Below are 21,337 nucleotides of genomic sequence, written 5' to 3'. Positions count from 1 at the left end.
GGAGTGTTATTAATGAAAAGATCCATGCTATGCGCAGGATTGATGACTATTTTATGTACGACAATCTATGCTGAAAATAGTGATCAACCCGGGAACAATAACTCTGGCAATACCATGCAGACCAAGCCAGCACCCGCAACACCGGCAACAAGCCCATCGCCTACAGTAGTGCAACCAGCTCCTTCTCAAACCGCACCAACCCAAACAATTCAAAGTACACCAACGCCTACACCACAGGGTACGCCGACACCTACACCACAGGACACGCCGACACCTACACCAGCACCTGTATCGCAAGGAGCAGTAATACCTGCGGATACTACTACAACTGCATCAGAAAAAGCCCTATGCAAGTAACTCCTATTACTCCGCCACAACCCATTAACTGTAACTATCGTATCCCTGCGGAAACAGCACATATTGAACAATCGCTGGTATTACAGTGGGCAGAGAAAGCTGCAGCGCAATCATTTGATTTCGATTACAACACGCTTGATAAACAATTATTAGCTCTAAAATCCTGTTATACCGATCAAGGATGGCAAGGATTTAACGATGCCTTACAAAAATCAGGCAATCTCAACGCCATTAAATCACAGCAACTTATGGTAAGCTCTATGGTCAATGGTACACCGACTATTACTGAGCTTAAAGAAAACCAATGGAAAGTGATCCTGCCTTTGCAAGTGGTTTATCAAAATGATAAAGAAAATTAACTCAACCACTTACAATTAATTTAGTTATCGGACGCAAAATTTCAGGTGATCTTGGTATTATGCAAATGATTGCAACACCTCGCCAATCCTCTGCTCAGGGTAGTGCACAAACTACTCCCACAACAAATACCACAACATCACCAGCGACTACGACGACGAAATCTAATTAATGTGATTGCAGTACAGGTATATTTCATACCTGTACTTCTTTTGATTAGGATAATCATGCGCTACAAGTTCGCGATCTTACTGTGTTTTACCAGCATTAATGCATCGGCAAATGTGCTGCAATATTTTGCTGGGCTAAGCTATCACAATCCGGCAGAATTATTTAAAGTCAAAAAAATGAATTCATTATTGGTGGTACCAGTTTTTATGCTGATATTGGTTTTCAAGGCAGTGTATTAAATCTCAACACTTTTCAATATGATAGCGGTACCGTCCACTCACGACGTGTAAGCTTGCTTCCTTTTGGCCGTATTGCAACTCGCGCAAACAAGAAAATAGTCCTTGCCGTTGATGTTACAGAACCTTTTCATTCTAACCTGGTCTATGGGGGAAAAGCATTTACTCGCTACGCCGCAACTGAAACACTGATGACAGATGTTGATGTCAGTCCACGTTTTTCTTTGAATGTTTATCCGCAACTTTATTTTGGGGGCGGCCTAAATTTTAATTTTCTAAAGAATAATGAAACAAACTGGGCCTTACCCATCAACCAAACTGATTACGCAACCTTAATCAATCGTACTTCCGGTTTTGGTGTGGGCTATGATACTGGTCTTTATTACATAGCCAATCAGACCAACTTTTTTGGTATTGCTTATTATTCTTCTATTAAACAAAAAACACGTGGGGAAAGTTTATTTGACGGCGATGTCAATAACGCGATTCGTTTTAATTTTCGTATGCCAGCAACTACCATACTTAACTACGTACATCTTTTTAGCCAAACATGGCTTACCAGTTTGCAAGCTTTTCGCAGTGAGTGGAACGCTAATCAATATGCTCGCATTCGCAATACAGCCGCTCGCCCTCCAGTTAATAAGGACTTCACCTTTACTATGAAATATAAGGAGTCGTGGGCTTACTCAGCAGCAATACACCATCAGTACAAAGAAAATTTGGGGTTTACACTAATTGGACTCATCGATGATGGTCCGGAGCGCGATCAACTCCGAACCATCAATTTTCCTTCCGATGTTCAATATTTTATTGGCTTGGCAACCGATTACCATTTTAATAAGGAAGCGAGTTTGGAGCTTCTTTATGGCCATGTGTTTTCCAATACGACTATTGGTAATCGCATAACGATTAATAATCAATCGCAACCCTTTACAACAGGTAAAATCCGCATCAATGCCGATGTCATTGACTTAAGATTTAAAATGCAAGCCTAAGAGGTTGTTTTACATTTCACTAGATTGAGCGACTACGGCTTGATGGTCGAGCAGCGAAGCGCAGAACATAAAGCCATAAAGTGCGAAATATAAACAATTCCTAGTGATTGGAGCCATTCTCGTCGTTGTACGAAAGCACTGTTACCTGGGTTCCCACAGTAACGAATTGCTCATTTAGCCATTTTGCTGCACTGGGAAATACACGGATACAGCCATGGCTTGAGTTCGCATAAGGAACCTCATAGGCAGCATGAATAGTAAAACCGCGGTTGAAGTACATGCAATAAGGCATTTTTGCGCCACCTGTTGTTTCTACTGGATACTCACCGGAACGGCAATCAATTCCTCGTTTGCTGTAGACATGGAAAGTCCCCGTCACGGTGCGGCAAGGCTGACCAACATCTTCACAAAAATCTTTTCCACCTGAAGCACCACCAGTCATCACACGATTACCATCTGGATCATAAGCAGCCCACGCAAACGCTTTTGGATCAAAAATAAATTGTTTTTTCCTGTTGCGGGCGCTTTTAAAGGGAAGTAATCTTGACCACGTTTATCATTCAAATAATGGGTTGTCTTATGGACATAACCATTATCATCAGTAACATAACAAGACTCATCGCAGGTATCCATACAACCAGAAAGCCCGAGGCTTAATAAGCTAACCCACAACAACTTCTTCATAGTAAAAAATTCTCTCTTAAAATGATAAAAACAACCAGAGCTGTTAACATTTCGCTAACTTGAATAGGGGCGTTCACATTTCTACTATCAAGTGATAAACATTCAAGCTAGCAAATGTAAATCATCCCCTACGTTGAATGTAAACAGCTGTCTTATAAATTTATAGGCAGCCAGGATACCATAGAAAAATACACTTTGAATTAGCTTTAAACTCTATCCCGCAACAATTTAACTCATAAATTGCCAACTCAGCATCAAGACTTTAAACGACGATATTTAATACGTGACGGCCTATCTGCTTCATCACCCAATCGTCGCTTTCTATCCATTTCATAATCGCTGTAATTTCCTTCAACAAAAACGACTTGGGAATCCCCTTCAAAAGCCATTAAATGCGTACAAATACGATCTAAAAACCAACGATCATGCGAAATGACAATAGCACAACCCGGAAAATTCAAAATGGCTTCTTCCAATGCACGTAATGTTTCTACATCAAGATCATTACTTGGCTCGTCGAGCAATAATACATTCCCACCACGCTTAAGTAATTTGGCTAAATGGACACGATTTCTCTCGCCACCTGATAATTGTGCCATTTTCTTCTGTTGGTCAGCACCTTTAAAATTAAAGCGTCCAACATAAGCTCGTGAGGGCATCTGGAAAGAGCCTACCTGCATGATGTCATGCCCGTCTGTAATTTCTTGCCAAACGGTTTTGTTATCATCTAAATGATCACGCATCTGGTCGACATAAGCTAAATTAACTGTATCACCTATACGAATCTCACCATCATCAGGTTTTTCTTGTCCAGTAATCATTTTTAGGAAGGTTGATTTACCAGCACCATTGGGACCAATAATACCAAGCACTCCCCCTTTGGGTAATTGAAAACTCAGATTATCTATTAACAAACGATCGCCAAATGACTTGTTCAATTTTACGCCTTCCAAAACCAAATCGCCTAAACGATCACCTGGTGGAATATAGAGTTCATTGGTTTCATTACGTTTTTGGAATTCCTTGGAATTCATCTCCTCAAAACGTGCAAGACGAGCTTTATTTTTAGCATGACGTCCCTTAGGCGAAGTACGAACCCATTCTAATTCAGCTTTGATAGCTCGTTGATGTGAAGCTTGCTGTTTATCTTCCATGGCCAAACGGGCCTCTTTTTGTTCAAGCCAGGCAGTATAGTTTCCTTTATAAGGTATCCCTTCACCTCGATCGAGTTCCAAAATCCACTCAGCTGCATTATCAAGGAAATATCTATCGTGGGTAATTGCAACCACCGTACCAGGGAATTCTTCCAAATAACGCTCAAGCCAGGCAACACTTTCAGCATCCAGATGGTTGGTTGGTTCATCTAATAACAACATGTCTGGATTGGACAATAATAAGCGGCACAATGCTACACGCCGACGTTCTCCCCCAGAAAGCATGCTTATTTTGGCATCCCAATCAGGTAAACGGAGTGCATCAGCAGCAATATCTAATCTGCGATCCAAATCCCAACCACCGCAGGCCTCAATTTCATTTTGTAACTCACCTTGTTTAGCCAACAAATCATTCATCTCATCATCACTCATCGGCTCGGCAAAACGCATACTGATCTCATTAAACTGAGTCAATTTTTCTTTAATCTCAGCCACACCTTCTTCTACAACGGCTCGGACAGTTTTGTCTAAATCAAGATCGGGCTCTTGCGCCAAATAACCAATCTTAATACCTGGTTGTGGTCTCGCCTCTCCTTCATATTGTTTATCAACGCCTGCCATGATACGCAATAAAGTAGATTTACCTGAACCATTCAAACCGAGCACACCAATTTTAGCTCCCGGAAAAAAGCTCAAGGAAATATCTTTCAAAATAAATCGTTGATTATCAACGATTTTACTCACATGATTCATAGTAAAAATATATTGCGACATACACACTCCATCCCACTAAAAGTGGGCAGACGTTAACCCAAACATGTTATTTTCTCAAGAGCTACTGCGCCTGACTTATTAATACCCATAAAAAACCTGCTAAGGGATCCTGCATTTTGCTAGCTTGAGACATACTGCTTGAGCATCACTGCAAAATATACACGCTCTATATGGCAGCGAAGCTCAGAAAATCAAAACAGAATGACCAAGATGGTAGAAATGCAACAACCCCTAAGACCAGTCAAGAATCACTTTCCCTGACTGCCCTGAAGCCATCACTTCAAACCCCTGTTGGTATTCAGCCACTGGGAAATGATGCGTGATTACTGGCTCTATATTTAGACCACTTTGTAACATTGCTATCATTTTATACCAAGTTTCAAACATTTCTCGGCCATAAATTCCTTTGATAACCAAGCCTTTAAAAATAACCTGATTCCAATCAATCGCTGTTTCCTGTGGAGGGATTCCTAACATCGCTATATGACCACCATGATTCATGGCTTTGACCATATCATTTAAAGCCATAGGATTTCCCGACATTTCCAAACCGACATCAAAGCCTTCAGTCATCCCTAACTCAGTCATCACATCTTTAATGGCTTGACGTCTTATATTAACTGCTCGTGTAGCACCCATCTTACGAGCTAACTCTAGGCGATATTCATTTACATCGGTAATCACCACGTGACGTGCACCAATATGACGCACAATTGCTACAGCCATAATCCCGATGGGCCCTGCACCTGTAATTAATACATCTTCACCGACAACATCAAATGCCAGAGCACAGTGGGTTGCATTACCAAAGGGATCAAGAATTGAAGCCTGATCGCCGCTAATATTATCCGGTAAAACCACCACATTAGAGGCTGGCATAACCAGATATTCTGCAAAGCAACCGGGTCGATTAACACCCACTCCTAGCGTATTACGACATAAATGGCGCTTTCCTGCACGGCAATTTCTGCATATGCCGCAGGTGACGTGTCCTTCCCCTGAAACACGTTGACCAACTTTAAGTCCTTTGACTTCACGTCCTACTTCAACAATTTCACCGTAAAACTCATGACCAACTGTCATAGGTACTGGAATGGTTGCTTGTGCCCACTCATCCCAGGAATAGATATGAATATCAGTCCCGCAGATGGCTGTTTTATGAATTTTGATCAGCACATCATTGACACTGTACTCAGGTACCGGAATATCTTCCATCCAAATACCTGGTTCGCGTTTGGCTTTTACTAGAGATTTCATGCAACTCCCCTAAAAAACGTTTAATAAAACCAACTATATTGGTGTTATTACTTTTTAAATTATTAGAACTCAGTAAATTGAAGTGATTAAATAACACCAAGTTCTCGACCCACTTTAGCAAACGCATCCAATGCCTTATCCAAATGCTCCAATTCATGTGCTGCAGACATCTGGGTACGAATCCTGGCCTTTCCTTTCGGGACTACTGGATAGGAAAACCCAACCACATAAATTCCTTGTTTGAGTAAATGCTCTGCCATTCGACCAGCCAGGGCTGCATCCCCTAACATCACAGGAATAATAGGATGCTCACCTGGCACCAGGGTGAATCCAAGCTCAGTCATACCTTCACGAAAATATTGGCTATTACGTTTTAGTTTTTGTCCTAACTCATTACTCGCCTCAAGCATGTCTATAACAGTTATTGAACAATCAGCAATCACTGGTGCCAAAGTATTAGAGAAAAGATAAGGTCTGGAACGTTGGCGCAACCAATCAATAATGACTGCGTTGGCTGCAGTATAGCCTCCTGAAGCCCCACCCAACGCTTTGCCTAAGGTACCGGTGATGATGTCGATTTTATCTGCCACACCACAATACTCAGGTGTACCGCGTCCTGTTTCTCCCATAAAACCAACAGCGTGTGAATCATCAACCATGACCATAGCATCATATCGCTCAGCCAATTCACAGATGGCGGGTAAATTAGCAATAATACCATCCATGGAAAAAACACCGTCGGTAGCAATCAAACGAAAACGGGCGTTCTTAGCAGCAATGAGTTGTTCTTCCAAATCCTTCATATCATTATTAGCATAACGATACCGTGCTGCCTTACATAAACGAATCCCATCAATAATGCTGGCGTGGTTCAACGCATCACTTATAATGGCATCCTCTGGTCCCAACAACGTTTCAAATAAGCCGGTATTCGCATCAAAACAAGATGAATAAAGAATAGTATCTTCTTTACCGAGAAAATGACTTATTTTTTCTCTAGTGCTTTATGAGGTGTTTGTGTGCCGCAAATGAAGCGAACTGAAGCCATTCCATAACCATATTTTTGCAGTGCTTTCTGACCTTCAGCAATTAAAGCAGGGTGATTTGCAAGTCCGAGGTAATTGTTTGCGCATAAATTAATAACTTCACCTTCTTTAACTTGGACAGCTGCTTTCTGCTGACTCGATATTACTCGTTCTGCCTTATACAACCCCTCTTTTCTGAGTGTATCTAACTCGGATTGCAAAAACTCGGTAAATTGCTCAAGCATTGTTCTCTCCTTTGAGTCTCACCAAAATGGGGCGATAATAACAAATTTTACACAGCTCCACTATGAAATCATTTCACTTTACGCTCTTAATTCTAAAAAATTCTCTCTAAGAGGACTCAATTCTAAAGGAAATCTTTCTTTTAGATTAAATTAACGAATCAGTGCCGAATTAATCGCACCTTTTATCAATTCTTGCTAAAATCTTCTCAACACTTTAACCTAGGTTTTGTTGATAATTCGCTAGCTTAGCGCGAAAATTCTTTGTTTAGGCCGTGTGGCAGCAGATGACCACAACGATTTGCTGTTGTGAAACAGAAAATAAAGAATTTTAACTAAAGCCGCGTTATCACGCCTGAGATATTCAATGTATGGTGATCCAATGACTAACGCACAAACCAATATGATTAAGCAACAACTTCGTACAGGTGACGTTCTTGATGAAAAAATTATTAACCTCTACGATTTGCTACCACGTCATGAGTTTGTGCCTCATGCTTTTCAGCATTTTGCTTATTCAGATATGCAAATCCCTCTGGCCCACAACCAACGTATGCTGACTCCTTTAGAAGAAGGGAAAATCTTGCAAGCCTTGGCACTGCAAGGTAATGAAACAGTTTTGGAAATAGGTACCGGTACCGGTTTTTCACTGCTCTTTTAAGCCGTTTATGTAAAAAAGTAATCAGTGTCGACTATTACGCAGAATTTACTACTCATGCCCAACAAAAATTAAAAGCTCATCACTGTAATAACGTTGAACTAGTAACTGGTGATGCCTGTCGTGGTTGGCTTGAAAAAGCCCCTTATGATGTAGTTGTGTTTACCGGCTCTATCGAGTCACTGAGCGATACGCAACGTTTACAAGTACTGCCAGGCGGAAAATTATTTGCCATTGTCGGGAAAGAGCCTGTGATGCAAGGACAATTGCACACATTAGAGCAGGATGGAAAATGGCATGGATCAGTATTGTTCGAAACAAGCATCCCTCCGTTAATTGATAAATCAAAACCCAAAGAATTCGTCTTCTAGGACAAGTTTGTATGAAAAAACGTTATTGTGCCTGCTATTAGGTCTCGGTTTATCTCCTTGGTCATACGCTACAGATCTAATGGATATTTATCAGCAGGCACTGGAAAATGATCCTACTTTTAAACAAGCCTATAGCACCTACATGTCTAGTACGGAAGCTGTACCGCAGGCCCGCGCAGCGCTGTTTCCTCAACTGACAGTATCTGCACAAGCCGGGCGTAGTGTTCAAAATGTTATCGCCTCTGGTACAGCCCTGGAAACGACTTACAATAACAATCTATGGTCAGTCAGTGCTTCACAAGCCATGTTTAACTATCAGGCCTGGGCACTTGTACAACAAGCGAAAGCGTCTGTTAAAGCTGCTCAAGCCAATTTCAATAACGCAGCCCAAGATTTGCTCTTGCGTACGGCAAGCGCTTATTTTCAGGTTTTGCTCGCTAAAGACACGCTAAATTTTGCTGAAGCAAAAAACGCGCTAACAAGCGTCAATTTGAGCAAGCAGAGCAACGTTTCAAAGTTGGTTTGGATGCAATTACTTCCGTTTATGAAGCAAAGGCGGCTTATGATCAATCCGTAGCACAAGTTATTTCAGCCAAAAATAATCAAATTAACCAAAACGAAAATTTGCGTAAATTGACCAATCACGTTTATGAAACCTTAGCGCCATTAAGAGATAGCCGTATTCCTCTTATTAAACCTGAACCGGATAATGTCGATGAATGGGTTAATACTGGACTCAAACAAAATTATAAACTCTATGCCGCCAAATATAGCCTGGAATCATCGCGTGATAATATCAAGGCGCAATCTGCAGGTAACTGGCCTACTTTTGCATTGCAAGGTACCGCGATACAAACCCATAACAGCGGCGGCAGTAGTTCTTTTTTCGTTCCTGTTCGTCAAGGTACTGCCAACGTTGCTATCGCATTAAATTTCCCTGTTTTTCAAGGAGGGTTGGTAGAGTCACAAACTCGACAAGCACAATATGATTTTCAAACCTCAAGCCAACAATTGGAACAAACATATCGAGATGTAGTGGTCAATAGCCGTATCGCCTTTAATACGATTGTTGATGGCATCTCCAAAGTAAAAGCAGACAGACAGACCATTATCTCTCAGCAAAACTCGCTAGAAAGCACGGAAGCGCAATTTCAAGTCGGAACACGCACCATGGTGGATGTAGTGAACGCTCAACAAAAGCTTTTTGAAGCCCAAGAGCAATTGGCCAGCGATCAATATGATTTGATCAATGCCATGCTAAATTTAAAATACCTTGCTGGTACTTTAAATGTTAACGATCTAGAAGAAGTTAACTCTTGGTTAGCAACCGCTCGTATTGCAAGCTTTCCACCGCAAAACCCAGCAGTCTCAAAAGCAAAAGTCGCTGCCAAGTAAAATATAAGCGTAAAACATCAATATATCATTAGGGTCTGTTGACATTTCGCTAGCTTGAGTCGAAAGCGTTGATTTACGAGCACCGCAGCACAGTTTACACGGTAGTAAATGAGCAGCACAGAGCAGGAAATCAATGCTTTCGGCCAAGATAATAGAAAATGTCAACAGACCTAAAGTAATATGATAGAATCGCTGCCAATATTTTGATCCGCTTTCATTATTTTAGGTTGTAACTATGTCTGCTACTCCTTCTGCCGTTGAAAAAAAACTCTTGCATTACACTGGTAAAGCCATTGCTGATTTTAATATGATCCAGCGCGGTGACCGAGTGATGGTATGCTTATCTGGCGGTAAAGATTCCTTTAGCTTATTAACGTTGCTTCATACTCTTCGACGTCGCTCAAATAATAAATTTGAACTGTTTGCCTTTACCTTAGACCAAGCTCAACCTGGTTGGGATGATAGTAAATTACATGCCTGGCTACAGGAAAGAAGCATTCCTTATGAGATTCTAACTCGTGATACCTATAGTATTGTTAAAGAGAAAATACCTGAAGGTAAAACCTACTGTTCACTTTGCTCAAGATTACGACGCGGGATAATTTATCGCTATGCAGAAGAGCGTGGCTTTAATAAAATTGCCTTAGGACACCATCGCGATGATTTGATCCGTACACTCATGATGTCCATTCTTTATAATGGGGACGTACGCTCTATGCCACCTAAACTACTCAGTGATAATAAAAAGCATATTGTTATTCGCCCCCTTTGTTATGTACAAGAGCGCGACATCATCACGTTTGCACAAGAACAAGCTTATCCAATTATTCCATGTACTTTATGTGGCTCACAGGAAAATCTTGCTCGCAAGCGCATTGGCCGGCTTATTGATCAATTGGCGGAAGAAAATCCTAAAGTCCCTAGTAATATCTTACATGCTTTACAAAGCATTAAGCCAAGCCAATTAATGGATCAAGATCTTTGGCAATTTAAAACCCTTGAAAATCAACTTATCCTTGCTAATACTAACGAAAATGAGGCAATCTTTGCTGAGGAAGAATTGTTACCTCTTGAAGAAGAATAGTAAAAGTTTGCACAAGAGAGGATGGGAAATTGATTTTTTGCATAAAAAACTAGCAAAGCAGTCACATAAAAGTTAAGATATTTATCTTTATTGTAAAGAACAAGAATTGAGCACCTGATTTATTAATCCAATCAAGGCCAGGGTATAAATAAAGATGAATGAAATACTAGCTACAAGTTTTCGTAAATTTCGTGTCTATAGGCATCGTTCGCTAAAATATGACTTTATAGCAGCTATCGTTGTATTTCTGGTTGCTGTTCCGCTCTGCTTGGGAATTGCGCTGGCTTCCGGCGCACCATTATTCTCCGGTATTTTAAGTGGGATCATAGGTGGAATTGTTGTTGGTGTGCTTAGTGGCTCTCAAGTTAGCGTGAGTGGTCCTGCCGCCGGGATGGCCGCTGTCGTTCTTGCTGCTATTTCTCAATTAGGTGATTTCAATACATTTCTTTTAGCATTGGCCCTAGCAGGATTTCTGCAACTTATCGTGGGTAGTTTACGTGCCGGATTTGTTGCTGATTATATACCTTCCAACGTAGTACAAGGGTTACTATGCGCTATCGGTATTTTGCTGATTATTAAACAGCTTCCTTTAGCTTTTTCACTTTCTACCGATCTAAAAGAACTGAAATTACACTTATTGGAAACCACTGAAAGTCTGACTTTAAACCCGCTCTATGATTTGCCATCTCATATCAATACCGGTGCTGCTGTTATTTCACTCTTCTCTTTAGCCATTTTAATTTATGCTGAAAAAACAAAGATTAAATGGTTGCGAGGTATTCCTGCTCCGATCGTCGTTGTTATTGCCGGGATCCTAATTAACGAGCTATTTCTTATAACCAATTCCCCCTTTGCGCAAAATAACCCACATTTAGTTAATATTCCCCTGCAAGACGGATTTGGTGATTTTTTAAGTGAATTAGAATTTCCCACTTGGTCAGCCTGGACTAATCCAAAAATTTATTTATATGCGTTTATTATCGCCATTGTTGCTTCATTAGAAAGCTTACTTAATGTTAAAGCGGGTGAAAAACTCGATAAGAAACGCCGCTATTGTTCCAAGGATCAAGAGTTAATTGCCCAGGGATTTGGTAATATTACTGCTGGTTTAATTGGAGGCATTCCTGTAACTTCAGTGATTGTCCGCACCTCGGTGAACATTCAAGCTGGCTCTAAAACAAAAATATCAGCGGTTTTACATGGTGTTTTTCTTCTCTTTGCCGTCGTGCTCATTTCAACCTGGCTAAATAAGATCCCTTTATCCTCATTGGCAGCCATTTTAATCTTTACAGGTTATAAATTAACCAAACCTTCTATTTATACTGCCATCTACCAGCAGGGTATGGATAGGTTTATTCCTTTTATTGCGACTGTCATCAGTATTGTTTCTTTTAACCTGTTAGCAGGCATTCTGATCGGTTTGGCAATTAGCCTCTTTTATATCTTAAAATCCAACAGCCAAGCCCGGTTGGACATTATCAAAGAAATATACCCAACGGGCATAACCAACCGTCTCATGTTGCCACAACAAATTACTTTCTTGAATAAAGCATCTTTGGTTGCTGAGCTTGATTCCATTCCAAGAAATTCACAATTGATTATCGATGCGCGTTACACAAACTATATTGATAAAGAAATTGTCGAATTACTTAAAGAATTTCAGCAAGAGCAAGCGCCATTAAAACAAATCGCTTTAAACCTGATAGGCTTCAAAGATCATTACGATATTCATAATTATGTTGATTTCATCAATGTTACCACTTACGACGTCCTGGCTACTTTAGAACCCCCTCAAGTGCTTAACATATTACGTGAGGGTAACCAACGTTTTCTGCACGATACACGTATCCATCGTAGTCTTAAAACCGATATTAAATACACCGCTGAAACACAGCACCCTATTGCAGTTGTTTTGGGTTGCATCGATTCCCGTGTACCTGTAGAAACGATTTTTGATATGAGTTTCGGTGATTTATTCTGTGTGCGCGTAGCTGGAAATGTGGTTAATGAAGATGTGTTAGCCAGTATTGAATATGCATGTAACATTGTGGGTGCGAAATTAATCGTCGTCTTAGGTCACACTCGATGTGGAGCTATTCAAGCAGCTTGTGATGGGGTTGAAAAAGGTCATATCACGCAATTATTGGGCAAAATTAAACCTGCTGTCGCTGCAGAAAGAGAAACTTCAACGAATCGTACAAGCCAAAATAGTGAGTTTGTAAATCATGTGACTGAATTCAATATTGCCAACACCTTACAGCAAATTTATAAAGATAGTGAAATCTTGAGATTGATGATTGATCAGGAGGATATCGCTATGATCGGTGCCAACTATAATGTTGCGAGTGGTAAAGTTAATTTTAATGATTACTCCCATCAACTGACTCACTTGGATGGCGCAAACCAAAGTACTAAGCTCAGTGAAAAAATGAGAACCCTACTGGAGAAGGCCAAGAAAACGCCTATTACTTCAGACACAGCCAATTCAGTTGCCTAAGCACTGTATTTATCTGTTTACCTGCCGTGCTGTATGCACGGCTATTGTTGTGAGTTTTCAAGTGGAGTAAAGACTAGATTTTGTGCAAAAAACAGCAAGATTGCTCTGCTCACATAAAATCCTTCAACGTTGCTGACATCGTTTCTATCCAAACGCGGACTTTGGGCTGAATAAATCTTGCTGGATGATAAAAAAGATAAATAGGGATAACAGGCATTGTGTAGGCTGGCAGAAGCTCGACAAGTTCTCCACGTTCTAACGCTTTGGCTACCTGGTAATGATGTAAAGCAGCAATCCCCATTCCACGACAGGCACAATCACAAAGTGCTGCCGCATCATTCAGATATATTGAAGGCTCTAAATAAACCGTTTCTCCCGAAGCAAAAATCCAACTATTATTTGGCTGGCGCATACTGTGAGTCAGATAGCGATGCTTTTGCAATTCAATCGCTTTTTCAGGAGTACCAAACCTTGCCAAATAAGCAGGTGATGCGCAAAACACATAACGAGTAGTCGTAATTTTTTGTATGGAGTTTGATGCAACTTGTGCAGACATCCCAAACACTACATCGAGTCCTTCATCTAAAAGATGAGGTACTTGCTCGGCAATCTAGTAAATCGAGAACGACCTGCGGATAGTTGATATGAAACTCTGGCATACGCGGTAAAATAATATTTTCGGCAAAAAACGGGAGCTTTTTACTCTTAACAGACCTTTAGGCTTTGCTTGAGAAGCGGCAATCACACTATTAGCTTGTTCCAAAGCTTGTAAGACCGCCTGTACCTCTTGATAATAAGATTCACCTACACTAGTTAGTGTTACCTTACGTGTTGTTCGTTCCAATAAGATGACACCTAACTCTGATTCCAAGAGACTAATTTGTTTACTCACTGCCGCAGCAGAAATGCCTAATTGTTTAGCCGCCGCAGTAAAGCCTTGACATTGCACCACCTTGCAAAAGGTTTGAATAAGCGCAATTGTATTCATTCTCTTCTCCACCTGAGCTCACTAAACTTCTTGCATAACCTGTGTATTTTGTTTTAGTGCAACACAGCAATAGAATAAAAGACGCTGGTTATGCAGAAGTCTATTACAGCGAAGGAATTATTTTGTTTATAACTGGTGAAGTATATAATGACTCTCTTTTTAAAACTAATATGATCAGGAGCAGGCATGCGCGCGTCTCAATGGCTATCAGCCACCCTTAAAGAAACACCAAGTGATGCTGAAATTGTTTCACATCAACTGATGCTACGAGCTGGCATGATCCGCAAACTTGGCTCTGGTCTTTATACTTGGCTGCCACTTGGTTTAAAAGTTTTACATAAAATTGAACAAATTGTACGTGAAGAGATGAATCGTGCTAACGCAATGGAAGTCTTAATGCCCGCCGTACAACCCGCTGAATTGTGGCAGGAAACAGGACGCTGGGATACTTTTGGCGGTCAGTTATTAACAATGCGTGACAGTAATGGAAGAGACTATTGCTTTGGACCAACGCACGAAGAAGTAATTACTGATTTAATGAGAAATGAATTACAATCTTATAAACAATTGCCCATTAATCTCTACCAAATTCAAACTAAATTTCGTGATGAAATAAGACCGCGTTTTGGTGTCATGCGTGCGCGTGAATTTATTATGAAAGATTCTTACTCCTTTCATTTAAGTCAAGAATGTCTACAACGTACTTATGATGCAATGTATCAAGCTTATTGCCGTATTTTTGATCGTCTGGGTCTTCGCTATCGCGCAGTAGAAGCTGATACCGGTGCAATTGGTGGCTCAGCATCGCATGAATTCCAAGTATTAGCCGATTCTGGTGAAGATTTAATTTTTTACAGCGATGGCAGTAACTACGCTGCCAATATTGAACAAGCAACCAGTCTGCTGCCAACAAAAGCAACCGCGTTTCCACAAGAAACCATTACCCTTGTCGATACACCTGAGCAAAAAACTATTGCTGAAGTTGCCACATTTTTACAAGTCGATACAGCTCAAACAATAAAAACATTGATTGCTGAAGGCAAAGAACATCCCTTAGTTGCCCTGATATTGCGCGGTAATGACGAATTAAACGAAGTAAAAGCCAGCAAACACCCTTTGCTAAAATCACCCTTACGATTTGCTGATGAACAAACTATAGCAAGAGAACTTAAAGCACCAGTAGGCTCCTTAGGTCCTGTTGGCCTTAATATCCCTGTTATTGCTGATCATCATGCCTTGGCATTAAAATCCTTCATCTGCGGCGCGAATCAAGCAGATAAACACTACAAGCATGCAGCTTGGGGACGAGATGCTCAATATCAAGATGCCTATGATCTGCGTAATGTCAAAGAGGGTGACTCAAGCCCTGATGGTAAAGGGAAGCTCCATTCTTGCCGTGGTATTGAAGTTGGGCATGTATTCCAACTCGGTGATAAATACGCGAAAGCCATGAACGCCGCTGTTATTAATGAAGAAGGACAATTACAAACCATGTTAATGGGATGTTATGGCTTAGGTATTACTCGTGTTGTTGCAGCTGCTATTGAGCAACACCATGATGCTCACGGGATTGTCTGGCCACAAACTATCGCCCCATTCCAACTCGTTATAGTACCCATTAACAGCCATCGCTCGGCACTTGTTAAAGAAAAAGCAGAATCCCTTTATCAACAACTCTGTGCACAAGGTATGGATGTTTTACTGGACGATCGTAATGAGCGCCCGGGTGTTTTATTTGCTGATAATGATTTAATTGGCATCCCACACCGCCTCGTTGTCAGCGAACGCAATCTGGAACAGCATGCAGTTGAGTACAAGGCACGTGATAAGGAAGAAGTCACTCGCATTGCATTGTCAGATTTGGATCAGTTCGTTAGCAAGCTATTGCAAAAATAGTCTGCTTTTAGATAAGCAATCCCTTAGCAATGCAGTAGCAAAGGGATTGCTCTGTTTAAACAGTTAGAACACTCGCTAATAATCGACGTGTATAGTCTTGTTGTGGTTGCTGTAAGATTTGTTCACAACGACCTGTTTCGATCACACGACCATCACGCATCACCAACACATCATCAGCAATATAAGAAACAACAGCCATGTTGTGGGTAATAAATAAATAAGATAAGCCGCTCTCTTGCTGTAATTCCTTAAGCAAATTAAGGATTTGCGCCTGCACAGAAACATCAAGCGCACTAGTTGGTTCATCGCAGATTAATAATTCAGGTTCCGTAGCCAATGCCCGTGCGATACAAATCCGCTGTCGTTGACCACCGGAAAATTGATGGGGATAACGATGCAAACTGTTACGAGGCAAATTGACTTGTTCCAACAAAATTTGTTGCTTGCGCTTGATAACCGTCGAAGCCAAACCTTGTGCTAACATACCTTCAGCCAAAATCTCACCAACTGTCATACGTGGATTCATTGAAGAAAAAGGATCCTGAAAAATAATCTGCACCTGCTTGCGATAATTTCGCAAGAGACGACCCTGCATGGTATTAATATCTTGATTGCGATAGCTTATCTCGCCAGCTGTAATAGGTAGTAATCTTAATACAGCACGACTTGCTGTCGTTTTACCACATCCTGACTCACCTACCAGCGCCAAGGTTCTACCCTTATATACATCAAAAGACAAACCATCCACTGCTTTAATCATTTCTTTATTACGCCGCAATATACCCCGGTTAGTATAAAAATGGACACTCAGCTCTTTAACACGCAGTAGAATTTCCTCTGTTTCCTGATTAGACTGCCAATTTCTTTCTTCGCGGGCTAAAACAGGCGGCTTATCCAGGTCTGGGTATAAAATGACAACGCACTACTCGATTTTGTACTGTTTGTAGTTGCGGCTCCTGGTTATTGCACCGTGCAAAAGCATGTGCACAACGTGGATGGAAACGGCAGCCCTTAGGAAGACAGTCTAAAGTTGGTACAGCTCCCGGGATAGTTTGTAGACGGTAATGGCGTTTATCAAAAGTAGGTAAGGCAGCAAGTAATTGTTGTGAATAAGGATGTTTCACTTGTGAGAAAAATTCCCCGACTGCTGCTTGCTCCACAACTTGCCCTGCATACATAACACAGACTCTATCTGCCATTGCTTTCACCACGCCAAGATCATGGGTGATTAAAAGAAGACTCATCCGATGTTGGTGTTGTAGCTTTTTTAATAAAGTTAAAATTTGTTCCTGAATAGTCACATCAAGTGCGGTTGTTGGCTCATCTGCAATCAATATTTCCGGATTGTTCGCTATTGCCATAGCAATCACTACTCGCTGTTTTTGTCCTCCAGATAATTGGTGCGGATACTGATATAAACGTAAATGAGGTTTGGGTATTTCAACCTCTTCAAGAAGAGCAAGCAAGCGCTCATTCATTTGCTCTTTAGATACTTTTTTGCTGTTTTTGATATCGCTTCAGCCAATTGCTGTCCAATAGTTAACACCGGATTTAATGCGGTCATCGGTTCCTGGAAAATCATAGCCAACCGTCGCCCGCGCAAACTTCTCATAAGCGATTCTGGTAAATTCAATAAATCCGTATTTTCAACATTAATTTCGCTCGCTTTGCCATAAACGCCATGGATTGGTAAAAGACGCATTAATGCCAGTGAGGTTAACGATTTCCCACAGCCTGACTCGCCCAGAAGTGCAAGTGTTTCACCAGGATTAAGAACAAAACTTACTGTATCCACAGCAGTAATAATCTGCTCAGGCATTTGAAATGCAACACTTAATTTTTTGATTTCAGCGAGATTTTTTACCATAAAAAACTTAATAAAAAGAGACTTCACCAACAACAATAAACCAATCCTTAAACAATTGGCTATGAGGTATAGTTATTTTTTCTAATCGTGACATAAAAGAGAAGAGGTGTGTATAATCATGAGTAATTAATTAAGCGTTATATAGCCATAAAAGAAGAAAACCATGTTTAGACTATTAATGTCAATAATCACTATTCTATTTGCCTGTGCTGGACAAGCAAAAACAGCTCCTCTTTTTATCAGGTTGATTTGATTGTCTTTACCCATCAGAGCGCTTATTCACTACCTGCAGATTTATCTCTGGCAAGTAGTATCACAGCAGATACTTCTCAAGCTATTCCTTTACGCACTGAATCCAAGAGCTCTCTGACCCCATATCATTTATTGCCCGCTTCTTCTTCACAACTGCGGCAGGAATATTGGGCTTTGCACCGTAAACCGCAATATAGCGTGCTTTTACATTACACGTGGTTACAGCCTTTAAATAATCAACGCCCGATCATGTTACCTAAAATAACAAAAGATGGCTGGCAAATAGAAGGTACTCTACGCATTCGCCGTTCCAACTATTATTTACTTGACACTGAACTCCTATTCTCAGCGCCAAGCAGCCAAGCAGCCTTTGTTTTTTCTCAAAAGCAACGTTTGAAAGGCGGAGCGATTTATTATCTGGATCATCCGCAAGCTGGCATGCTAATTAAGGTCCACCAGCTCGCTTAGATTTAAAGCTGCAGTAAAAGCAGTAGAGACTAAAGCAATTATGACTGCTTCTTTATAATAAATTCTGGATGGTAGTACTAATTAATCGGGCCAAAGCTTCGAAACAAGCAAGTCTGCCAGTACCCGTACGCCAATATAAAGCAATCGTACGAAACGGTGCAGGCTGGACAAAAGGAATAATTTGTATACCCCCAGGCGCTATCTTATAAACAGCTAAGGCTGGCAACAGAGTGACTCCAGCTCCTGCTTGTACCATTAACCGTAAAGTTTCCAAACTCGTTGCGGTGAAATCAGCCTGCACCTTAGCCTTTGCTAATTGACACACTGCCATTGCCTGTTCCCGTAAACAATGCCCCTCTTCTAGTAACATAACCGGTTGGTTGACCAGATCATCCACTCGCATTTCAGTTTTATTAGGCAATAAAAAACTAGCTGCACAAGCAAAATAGAAGGGCTCATTAAAAAGAATTTGCTTGCTGAATTCAGCCTCTACCGGCGTCGCCATGATAGCTGCATCCAATTGGCCTGCAGCCAATTTCTCAATTAAGCGATCAGTTTTATCTTCAAGTAACCAGACACGTAAATTTGGTAAAGCCTCTTGGATCACTGGCATCACATGAGGCAATAAATAAGGCGCTAACGTAGGGATCACTCCCAAACGCAACTCGCCTGTATAAGGATCAGAGGCAGCACGTGCCATTTCTTTCATTTCAGCAATCTGAGTTAATATATGTTGAGCTCGACGAAGTAACACACGCCCGCTGTCAGTTAACATAACTTGTTTGTTAGTCCGCTCAAAAAGTGATACTCCCAACTCTTCTTCAAGTTTTTTCAACTGCATACTCAAAGTAGGTTGACTTACATGACAGCGCTTGGCAGCCTCACCGAAATGCATGACTTCAGCCAATACAACAAAATAATGCAAATCGCGTAAATTCATTTTATCCCCATAAAAACTACCATTATTAGTTCATCCAACCATTACTACTCTAATTGATACCCCGGATGAAAACCAAACTAAAAATAATGCGAGTATATAATCCGAAGCGATACTTCCCTCTCCCATATTGGTTAAACACAGTGTCATTTAAATCTACACTTTCCCATTGTGATTGGGTATAGTCTCTTCTTTTTATAGCCTAATGAATCAATGACTCTAATTAGTATACCTGTTGCTAAAACAACACAACGCTCTCTTATCTGGCTTGTTGGTGTGTCTTTCGTCCTATTTCAATTTTTCTTGCAATTATCATCTGGAGTCATTATTGGTGCCATCATGCATGATATGCAATTATCTGCTTGGCAGGCAGGCCTGTTAAGTAGTTCTTTTTATTATGTTTATACCAGCATGCAAATTCCTGTGGGAATGCTTTTTGATCGTAAAAATACACGATTGTTACTCACACTCAATGCTCTCCTCTGTACCATAGGATGTATTTTCTTTGCTCAAAGTACCAGCCTATTTAGCTTAATTATTGGGCGTTTGCTAATTGGTGCTGGCTCAGCCTTTGCTTTTGTTGGCCTATCCCATTTATTACGACAGCATTTTCCACTCAAACAATTTGCCTTCATGATTGGACTCTCCGAAACGCTAGGATTCTTAATCACCATGTTTGGTTTAATAGGACTGGGCGCTTTGATTGGCGAGTGGGGGATGGCGAAGTTTCATTAATAGTGCAGCCCTTGTAGGCCTTATTATTACTTGTCTGTGTTGGTTATACATTCCTGTTTCTTCGCAGGAAACTTTTTCTTCGCCCAAATATAGCAAACAACTCTCAGGAATTCTCAGTAACAACAAAGCGTGGATCAATGGATTATTTGTAGGTTTGAGTTTTACCGTTATTACTGTTTTTGGAGCCATGTGGGCCGTGCCCTTTATTCAAGTAAAACTTGCCTGTAGTTTAAAACAGGCAAGTTTTATTGATGCCATGATTTTTTGGGTGCAGGTCTTAGTTGCCCTCTTTTTGGTAAATTGGCCACTCTTTTTAAACGCCGTAACCCCCCTGATGATAGGCTCGAGTTTATCAACAGCGTTTTTGATACTTGCAACACTTTATCTACCCATTCGTAGCCCCGTTATCCTAGCCTTGTTAATGCTCTTAATTGGCTTGTGTTGTGGTGCTTATATGCTGGCATTTTCTATCGCTAACGAACTAGCTCCTACCGACTCCCTCTCTACCTGCACAGGGTTCACAAACACACTTGCTATGCTGAGTGCGCCACTTATGCAACCATTGATTGGATATATACTCGACAGTTTAACCTATCCTGCACATACATATAGTCTCGCAAATTATCAAACAGCACTACTTATTATCCCCTTTAGCTTATTCCTTTCCAGTTATCTTGTCTTATTTTTACCAGAAAAAACATCAAATTATTAAGGAGAAATAGGCGATAAACTTTGGCTGTCAGATAGATAGCCTAATTTCTCAGCATCACCATCAAAAAACCTAACCCGACTATTCCACTCTTGTTGGTTACAGCTTGGCTGGATGCTATCTGCACAGTATGTTCGACTGCCTTTTTATCAACCGCTTTTTTATTCATCTGTTGAAAACAGGCTATTTTTTATCAATAACTTTCTTTGTAAACGGCAAGGTTATCTC

14 protein-coding genes and 5 pseudogenes are annotated in these 21,337 nt (G+C 40.8%); 11 read left to right on the top strand and 8 right to left on the bottom strand.

Annotated features, from left to right (window positions below; genetic code table 11):
- Nucleotides 1-12: 12 nt before the first annotated feature.
- From BN58_RS07890 to BN58_RS23280, 3 genes are all read left to right on the top strand, one after another.
- Nucleotides 13-357, top strand: coding sequence for a hypothetical protein (locus tag BN58_RS07890; protein ID WP_019216367.1), 345 nt, complete (start codon nucleotides 13-15; stop codon nucleotides 355-357).
- Nucleotides 348-716 (top strand): DotI/IcmL family type IV secretion protein, encoded by a 369-nt coding sequence (locus BN58_RS23285; RefSeq protein WP_019216366.1) that lies wholly within the window; start codon nucleotides 348-350, stop codon nucleotides 714-716. Before BN58_RS07890 ends, BN58_RS23285 begins: the two co-directional genes overlap by 10 nt.
- Before the next feature lie 461 nt (nucleotides 717-1,177).
- A complete protein-coding gene (locus BN58_RS23280; RefSeq protein ID WP_019216364.1) occupies nucleotides 1,178-2,116 on the top strand; it encodes an OmpP1/FadL family transporter in 939 nt (312 codons plus the stop codon).
- 100 nt (nucleotides 2,117-2,216) lie between these two features.
- Here the strand turns inward: BN58_RS23280 and BN58_RS23275 are convergent.
- From BN58_RS23275 to BN58_RS23270, 4 genes and pseudogenes are all read right to left on the bottom strand, one after another.
- Nucleotides 2,217-2,800: pseudogene (locus BN58_RS23275) on the bottom strand (L,D-transpeptidase).
- Nucleotides 2,801-3,054: 254 nt separating this feature from the next.
- Nucleotides 3,055-4,728, bottom strand: coding sequence for an energy-dependent translational throttle protein EttA (ettA, locus tag BN58_RS07870; RefSeq protein WP_019216363.1), 1,674 nt, complete (start codon nucleotides 4,726-4,728; stop codon nucleotides 3,055-3,057).
- Between the two features lie 231 nt (nucleotides 4,729-4,959).
- Nucleotides 4,960-5,985, bottom strand: a complete 1,026-nt coding sequence (tdh, locus tag BN58_RS07865) for an L-threonine 3-dehydrogenase (protein ID WP_019216362.1) — start codon at nucleotides 5,983-5,985, stop codon at nucleotides 4,960-4,962.
- A gap of 86 nt (nucleotides 5,986-6,071) precedes the next feature.
- Nucleotides 6,072-7,255: pseudogene (locus BN58_RS23270) on the bottom strand (glycine C-acetyltransferase).
- Nucleotides 7,256-7,634: 379 nt separating this feature from the next.
- On the opposite strand from BN58_RS23270, the pseudogene BN58_RS23265 reads away from it, so the two are divergent.
- The 4 genes and pseudogenes from BN58_RS23265 to BN58_RS07840 all read left to right on the top strand — a co-directional run bounded on the left by BN58_RS23265 (nucleotide 7,635) and on the right by BN58_RS07840 (nucleotide 13,257).
- A pseudogene (locus BN58_RS23265) lies at nucleotides 7,635-8,281 on the top strand (protein-L-isoaspartate O-methyltransferase family protein).
- A 7-nt stretch (nucleotides 8,282-8,288) separates the two neighbouring features.
- Nucleotides 8,289-9,676: pseudogene (locus tag BN58_RS36895) on the top strand (TolC family outer membrane protein).
- Between the two features lie 235 nt (nucleotides 9,677-9,911).
- Nucleotides 9,912-10,760 (top strand): tRNA 2-thiocytidine(32) synthetase TtcA, encoded by an 849-nt coding sequence (gene ttcA / locus BN58_RS07845; RefSeq protein ID WP_019216361.1) that lies wholly within the window; start codon nucleotides 9,912-9,914, stop codon nucleotides 10,758-10,760.
- Nucleotides 10,761-10,914: 154 nt separating this feature from the next.
- Nucleotides 10,915-13,257 carry a bifunctional SulP family inorganic anion transporter/carbonic anhydrase gene (locus BN58_RS07840; protein ID WP_019216360.1) on the top strand — a complete coding sequence of 781 codons (2,343 nt, stop codon included), beginning with the start codon at nucleotides 10,915-10,917 and terminating at the stop codon, nucleotides 13,255-13,257.
- Nucleotides 13,258-13,366: 109 nt separating this feature from the next.
- On the opposite strand, the gene BN58_RS28265 is transcribed toward BN58_RS07840, so the two are convergent.
- On the bottom strand, nucleotides 13,367-13,867 hold the full coding sequence (locus BN58_RS28265; protein ID WP_269570155.1) for a substrate binding domain-containing protein: 501 nt from the start codon (nucleotides 13,865-13,867) through the stop codon (nucleotides 13,367-13,369).
- Complete coding sequence (locus BN58_RS28260) at nucleotides 13,868-14,245, bottom strand: LysR family transcriptional regulator (protein WP_051131865.1); 378 nt, start codon at nucleotides 14,243-14,245, stop codon at nucleotides 13,868-13,870.
- A 186-nt stretch (nucleotides 14,246-14,431) separates the two neighbouring features.
- On the opposite strand from BN58_RS28260, the gene BN58_RS07830 reads away from it, so the two are divergent.
- Nucleotides 14,432-16,141 carry a proline--tRNA ligase gene (locus tag BN58_RS07830; protein WP_019216358.1) on the top strand — a complete coding sequence of 570 codons (1,710 nt, stop codon included), beginning with the start codon at nucleotides 14,432-14,434 and terminating at the stop codon, nucleotides 16,139-16,141.
- 55 nt (nucleotides 16,142-16,196) lie between these two features.
- Here BN58_RS07830 and BN58_RS28255 read toward each other — a convergent pair.
- Nucleotides 16,197-18,008, bottom strand: a pseudogene (locus tag BN58_RS28255) (ABC transporter ATP-binding protein).
- A 174-nt stretch (nucleotides 18,009-18,182) separates the two neighbouring features.
- Here BN58_RS28255 and BN58_RS23240 point away from each other — a divergent pair.
- On the top strand, nucleotides 18,183-18,728 hold the full coding sequence (locus tag BN58_RS23240) for a CsiV family protein (RefSeq protein ID WP_408605473.1): 546 nt from the start codon (nucleotides 18,183-18,185) through the stop codon (nucleotides 18,726-18,728).
- Nucleotides 18,729-18,780: 52 nt separating this feature from the next.
- Here the strand turns inward: BN58_RS23240 and BN58_RS07815 are convergent, their stop codons facing one another.
- Complete coding sequence (locus BN58_RS07815; protein ID WP_019216353.1) at nucleotides 18,781-19,668, bottom strand: LysR substrate-binding domain-containing protein; 888 nt, start codon at nucleotides 19,666-19,668, stop codon at nucleotides 18,781-18,783.
- A gap of 210 nt (nucleotides 19,669-19,878) precedes the next feature.
- Between BN58_RS07815 and BN58_RS36890 the strand changes: the two genes are divergently transcribed.
- Both BN58_RS36890 and BN58_RS23235 read left to right on the top strand, forming a co-directional pair.
- Nucleotides 19,879-20,400, top strand: a complete 522-nt coding sequence (locus BN58_RS36890) for an MFS transporter (RefSeq protein ID WP_332247941.1) — start codon at nucleotides 19,879-19,881, stop codon at nucleotides 20,398-20,400.
- Nucleotides 20,369-21,112 (top strand): hypothetical protein, encoded by a 744-nt coding sequence (locus tag BN58_RS23235; protein ID WP_332247940.1) that lies wholly within the window; start codon nucleotides 20,369-20,371, stop codon nucleotides 21,110-21,112. Before BN58_RS36890 ends, BN58_RS23235 begins: the two co-directional genes overlap by 32 nt.
- Nucleotides 21,113-21,337: the final 225 nt, after the last annotated feature.

Source organism: Legionella tunisiensis (genome assembly GCF_000308315.1).
GTDB classification, from domain to species: Bacteria; Pseudomonadota; Gammaproteobacteria; order Legionellales; family Legionellaceae; genus Tatlockia; species Tatlockia tunisiensis.
This window is presented reverse-complemented; position numbering and strand designations above follow the sequence as displayed.

Excerpts from the sequence above, each read along its gene's own strand:
- BN58_RS07890 (WP_019216367.1), top strand. The coding sequence starts at position 13 with ATGAAAAGATCCATGCTATGCGCAGGATTGATGACTATTTTATGTACG.
- BN58_RS23285 (WP_019216366.1), top strand. The coding sequence starts at position 348 with ATGCAAGTAACTCCTATTACTCCGCCACAACCCATTAACTGTAACTAT.
- ettA (WP_019216363.1), bottom strand. The coding sequence starts at position 4,728 with ATGTCGCAATATATTTTTACTATGAATCATGTGAGTAAAATCGTTGAT.
- tdh (WP_019216362.1), bottom strand. The coding sequence starts at position 5,985 with ATGAAATCTCTAGTAAAAGCCAAACGCGAACCAGGTATTTGGATGGAA.
- ttcA (WP_019216361.1), top strand. The coding sequence starts at position 9,912 with ATGTCTGCTACTCCTTCTGCCGTTGAAAAAAAACTCTTGCATTACACT.
- BN58_RS07840 (WP_019216360.1), top strand. The coding sequence starts at position 10,915 with ATGAATGAAATACTAGCTACAAGTTTTCGTAAATTTCGTGTCTATAGG.
- BN58_RS28260 (WP_051131865.1), bottom strand. The coding sequence starts at position 14,245 with ATGAATACAATTGCGCTTATTCAAACCTTTTGCAAGGTGGTGCAATGT.
- BN58_RS07830 (WP_019216358.1), top strand. The coding sequence starts at position 14,432 with ATGCGCGCGTCTCAATGGCTATCAGCCACCCTTAAAGAAACACCAAGT.
- BN58_RS07815 (WP_019216353.1), bottom strand. The coding sequence starts at position 19,668 with ATGAATTTACGCGATTTGCATTATTTTGTTGTATTGGCTGAAGTCATG.
- BN58_RS36890 (WP_332247941.1), top strand. The coding sequence starts at position 19,879 with ATGACTCTAATTAGTATACCTGTTGCTAAAACAACACAACGCTCTCTT.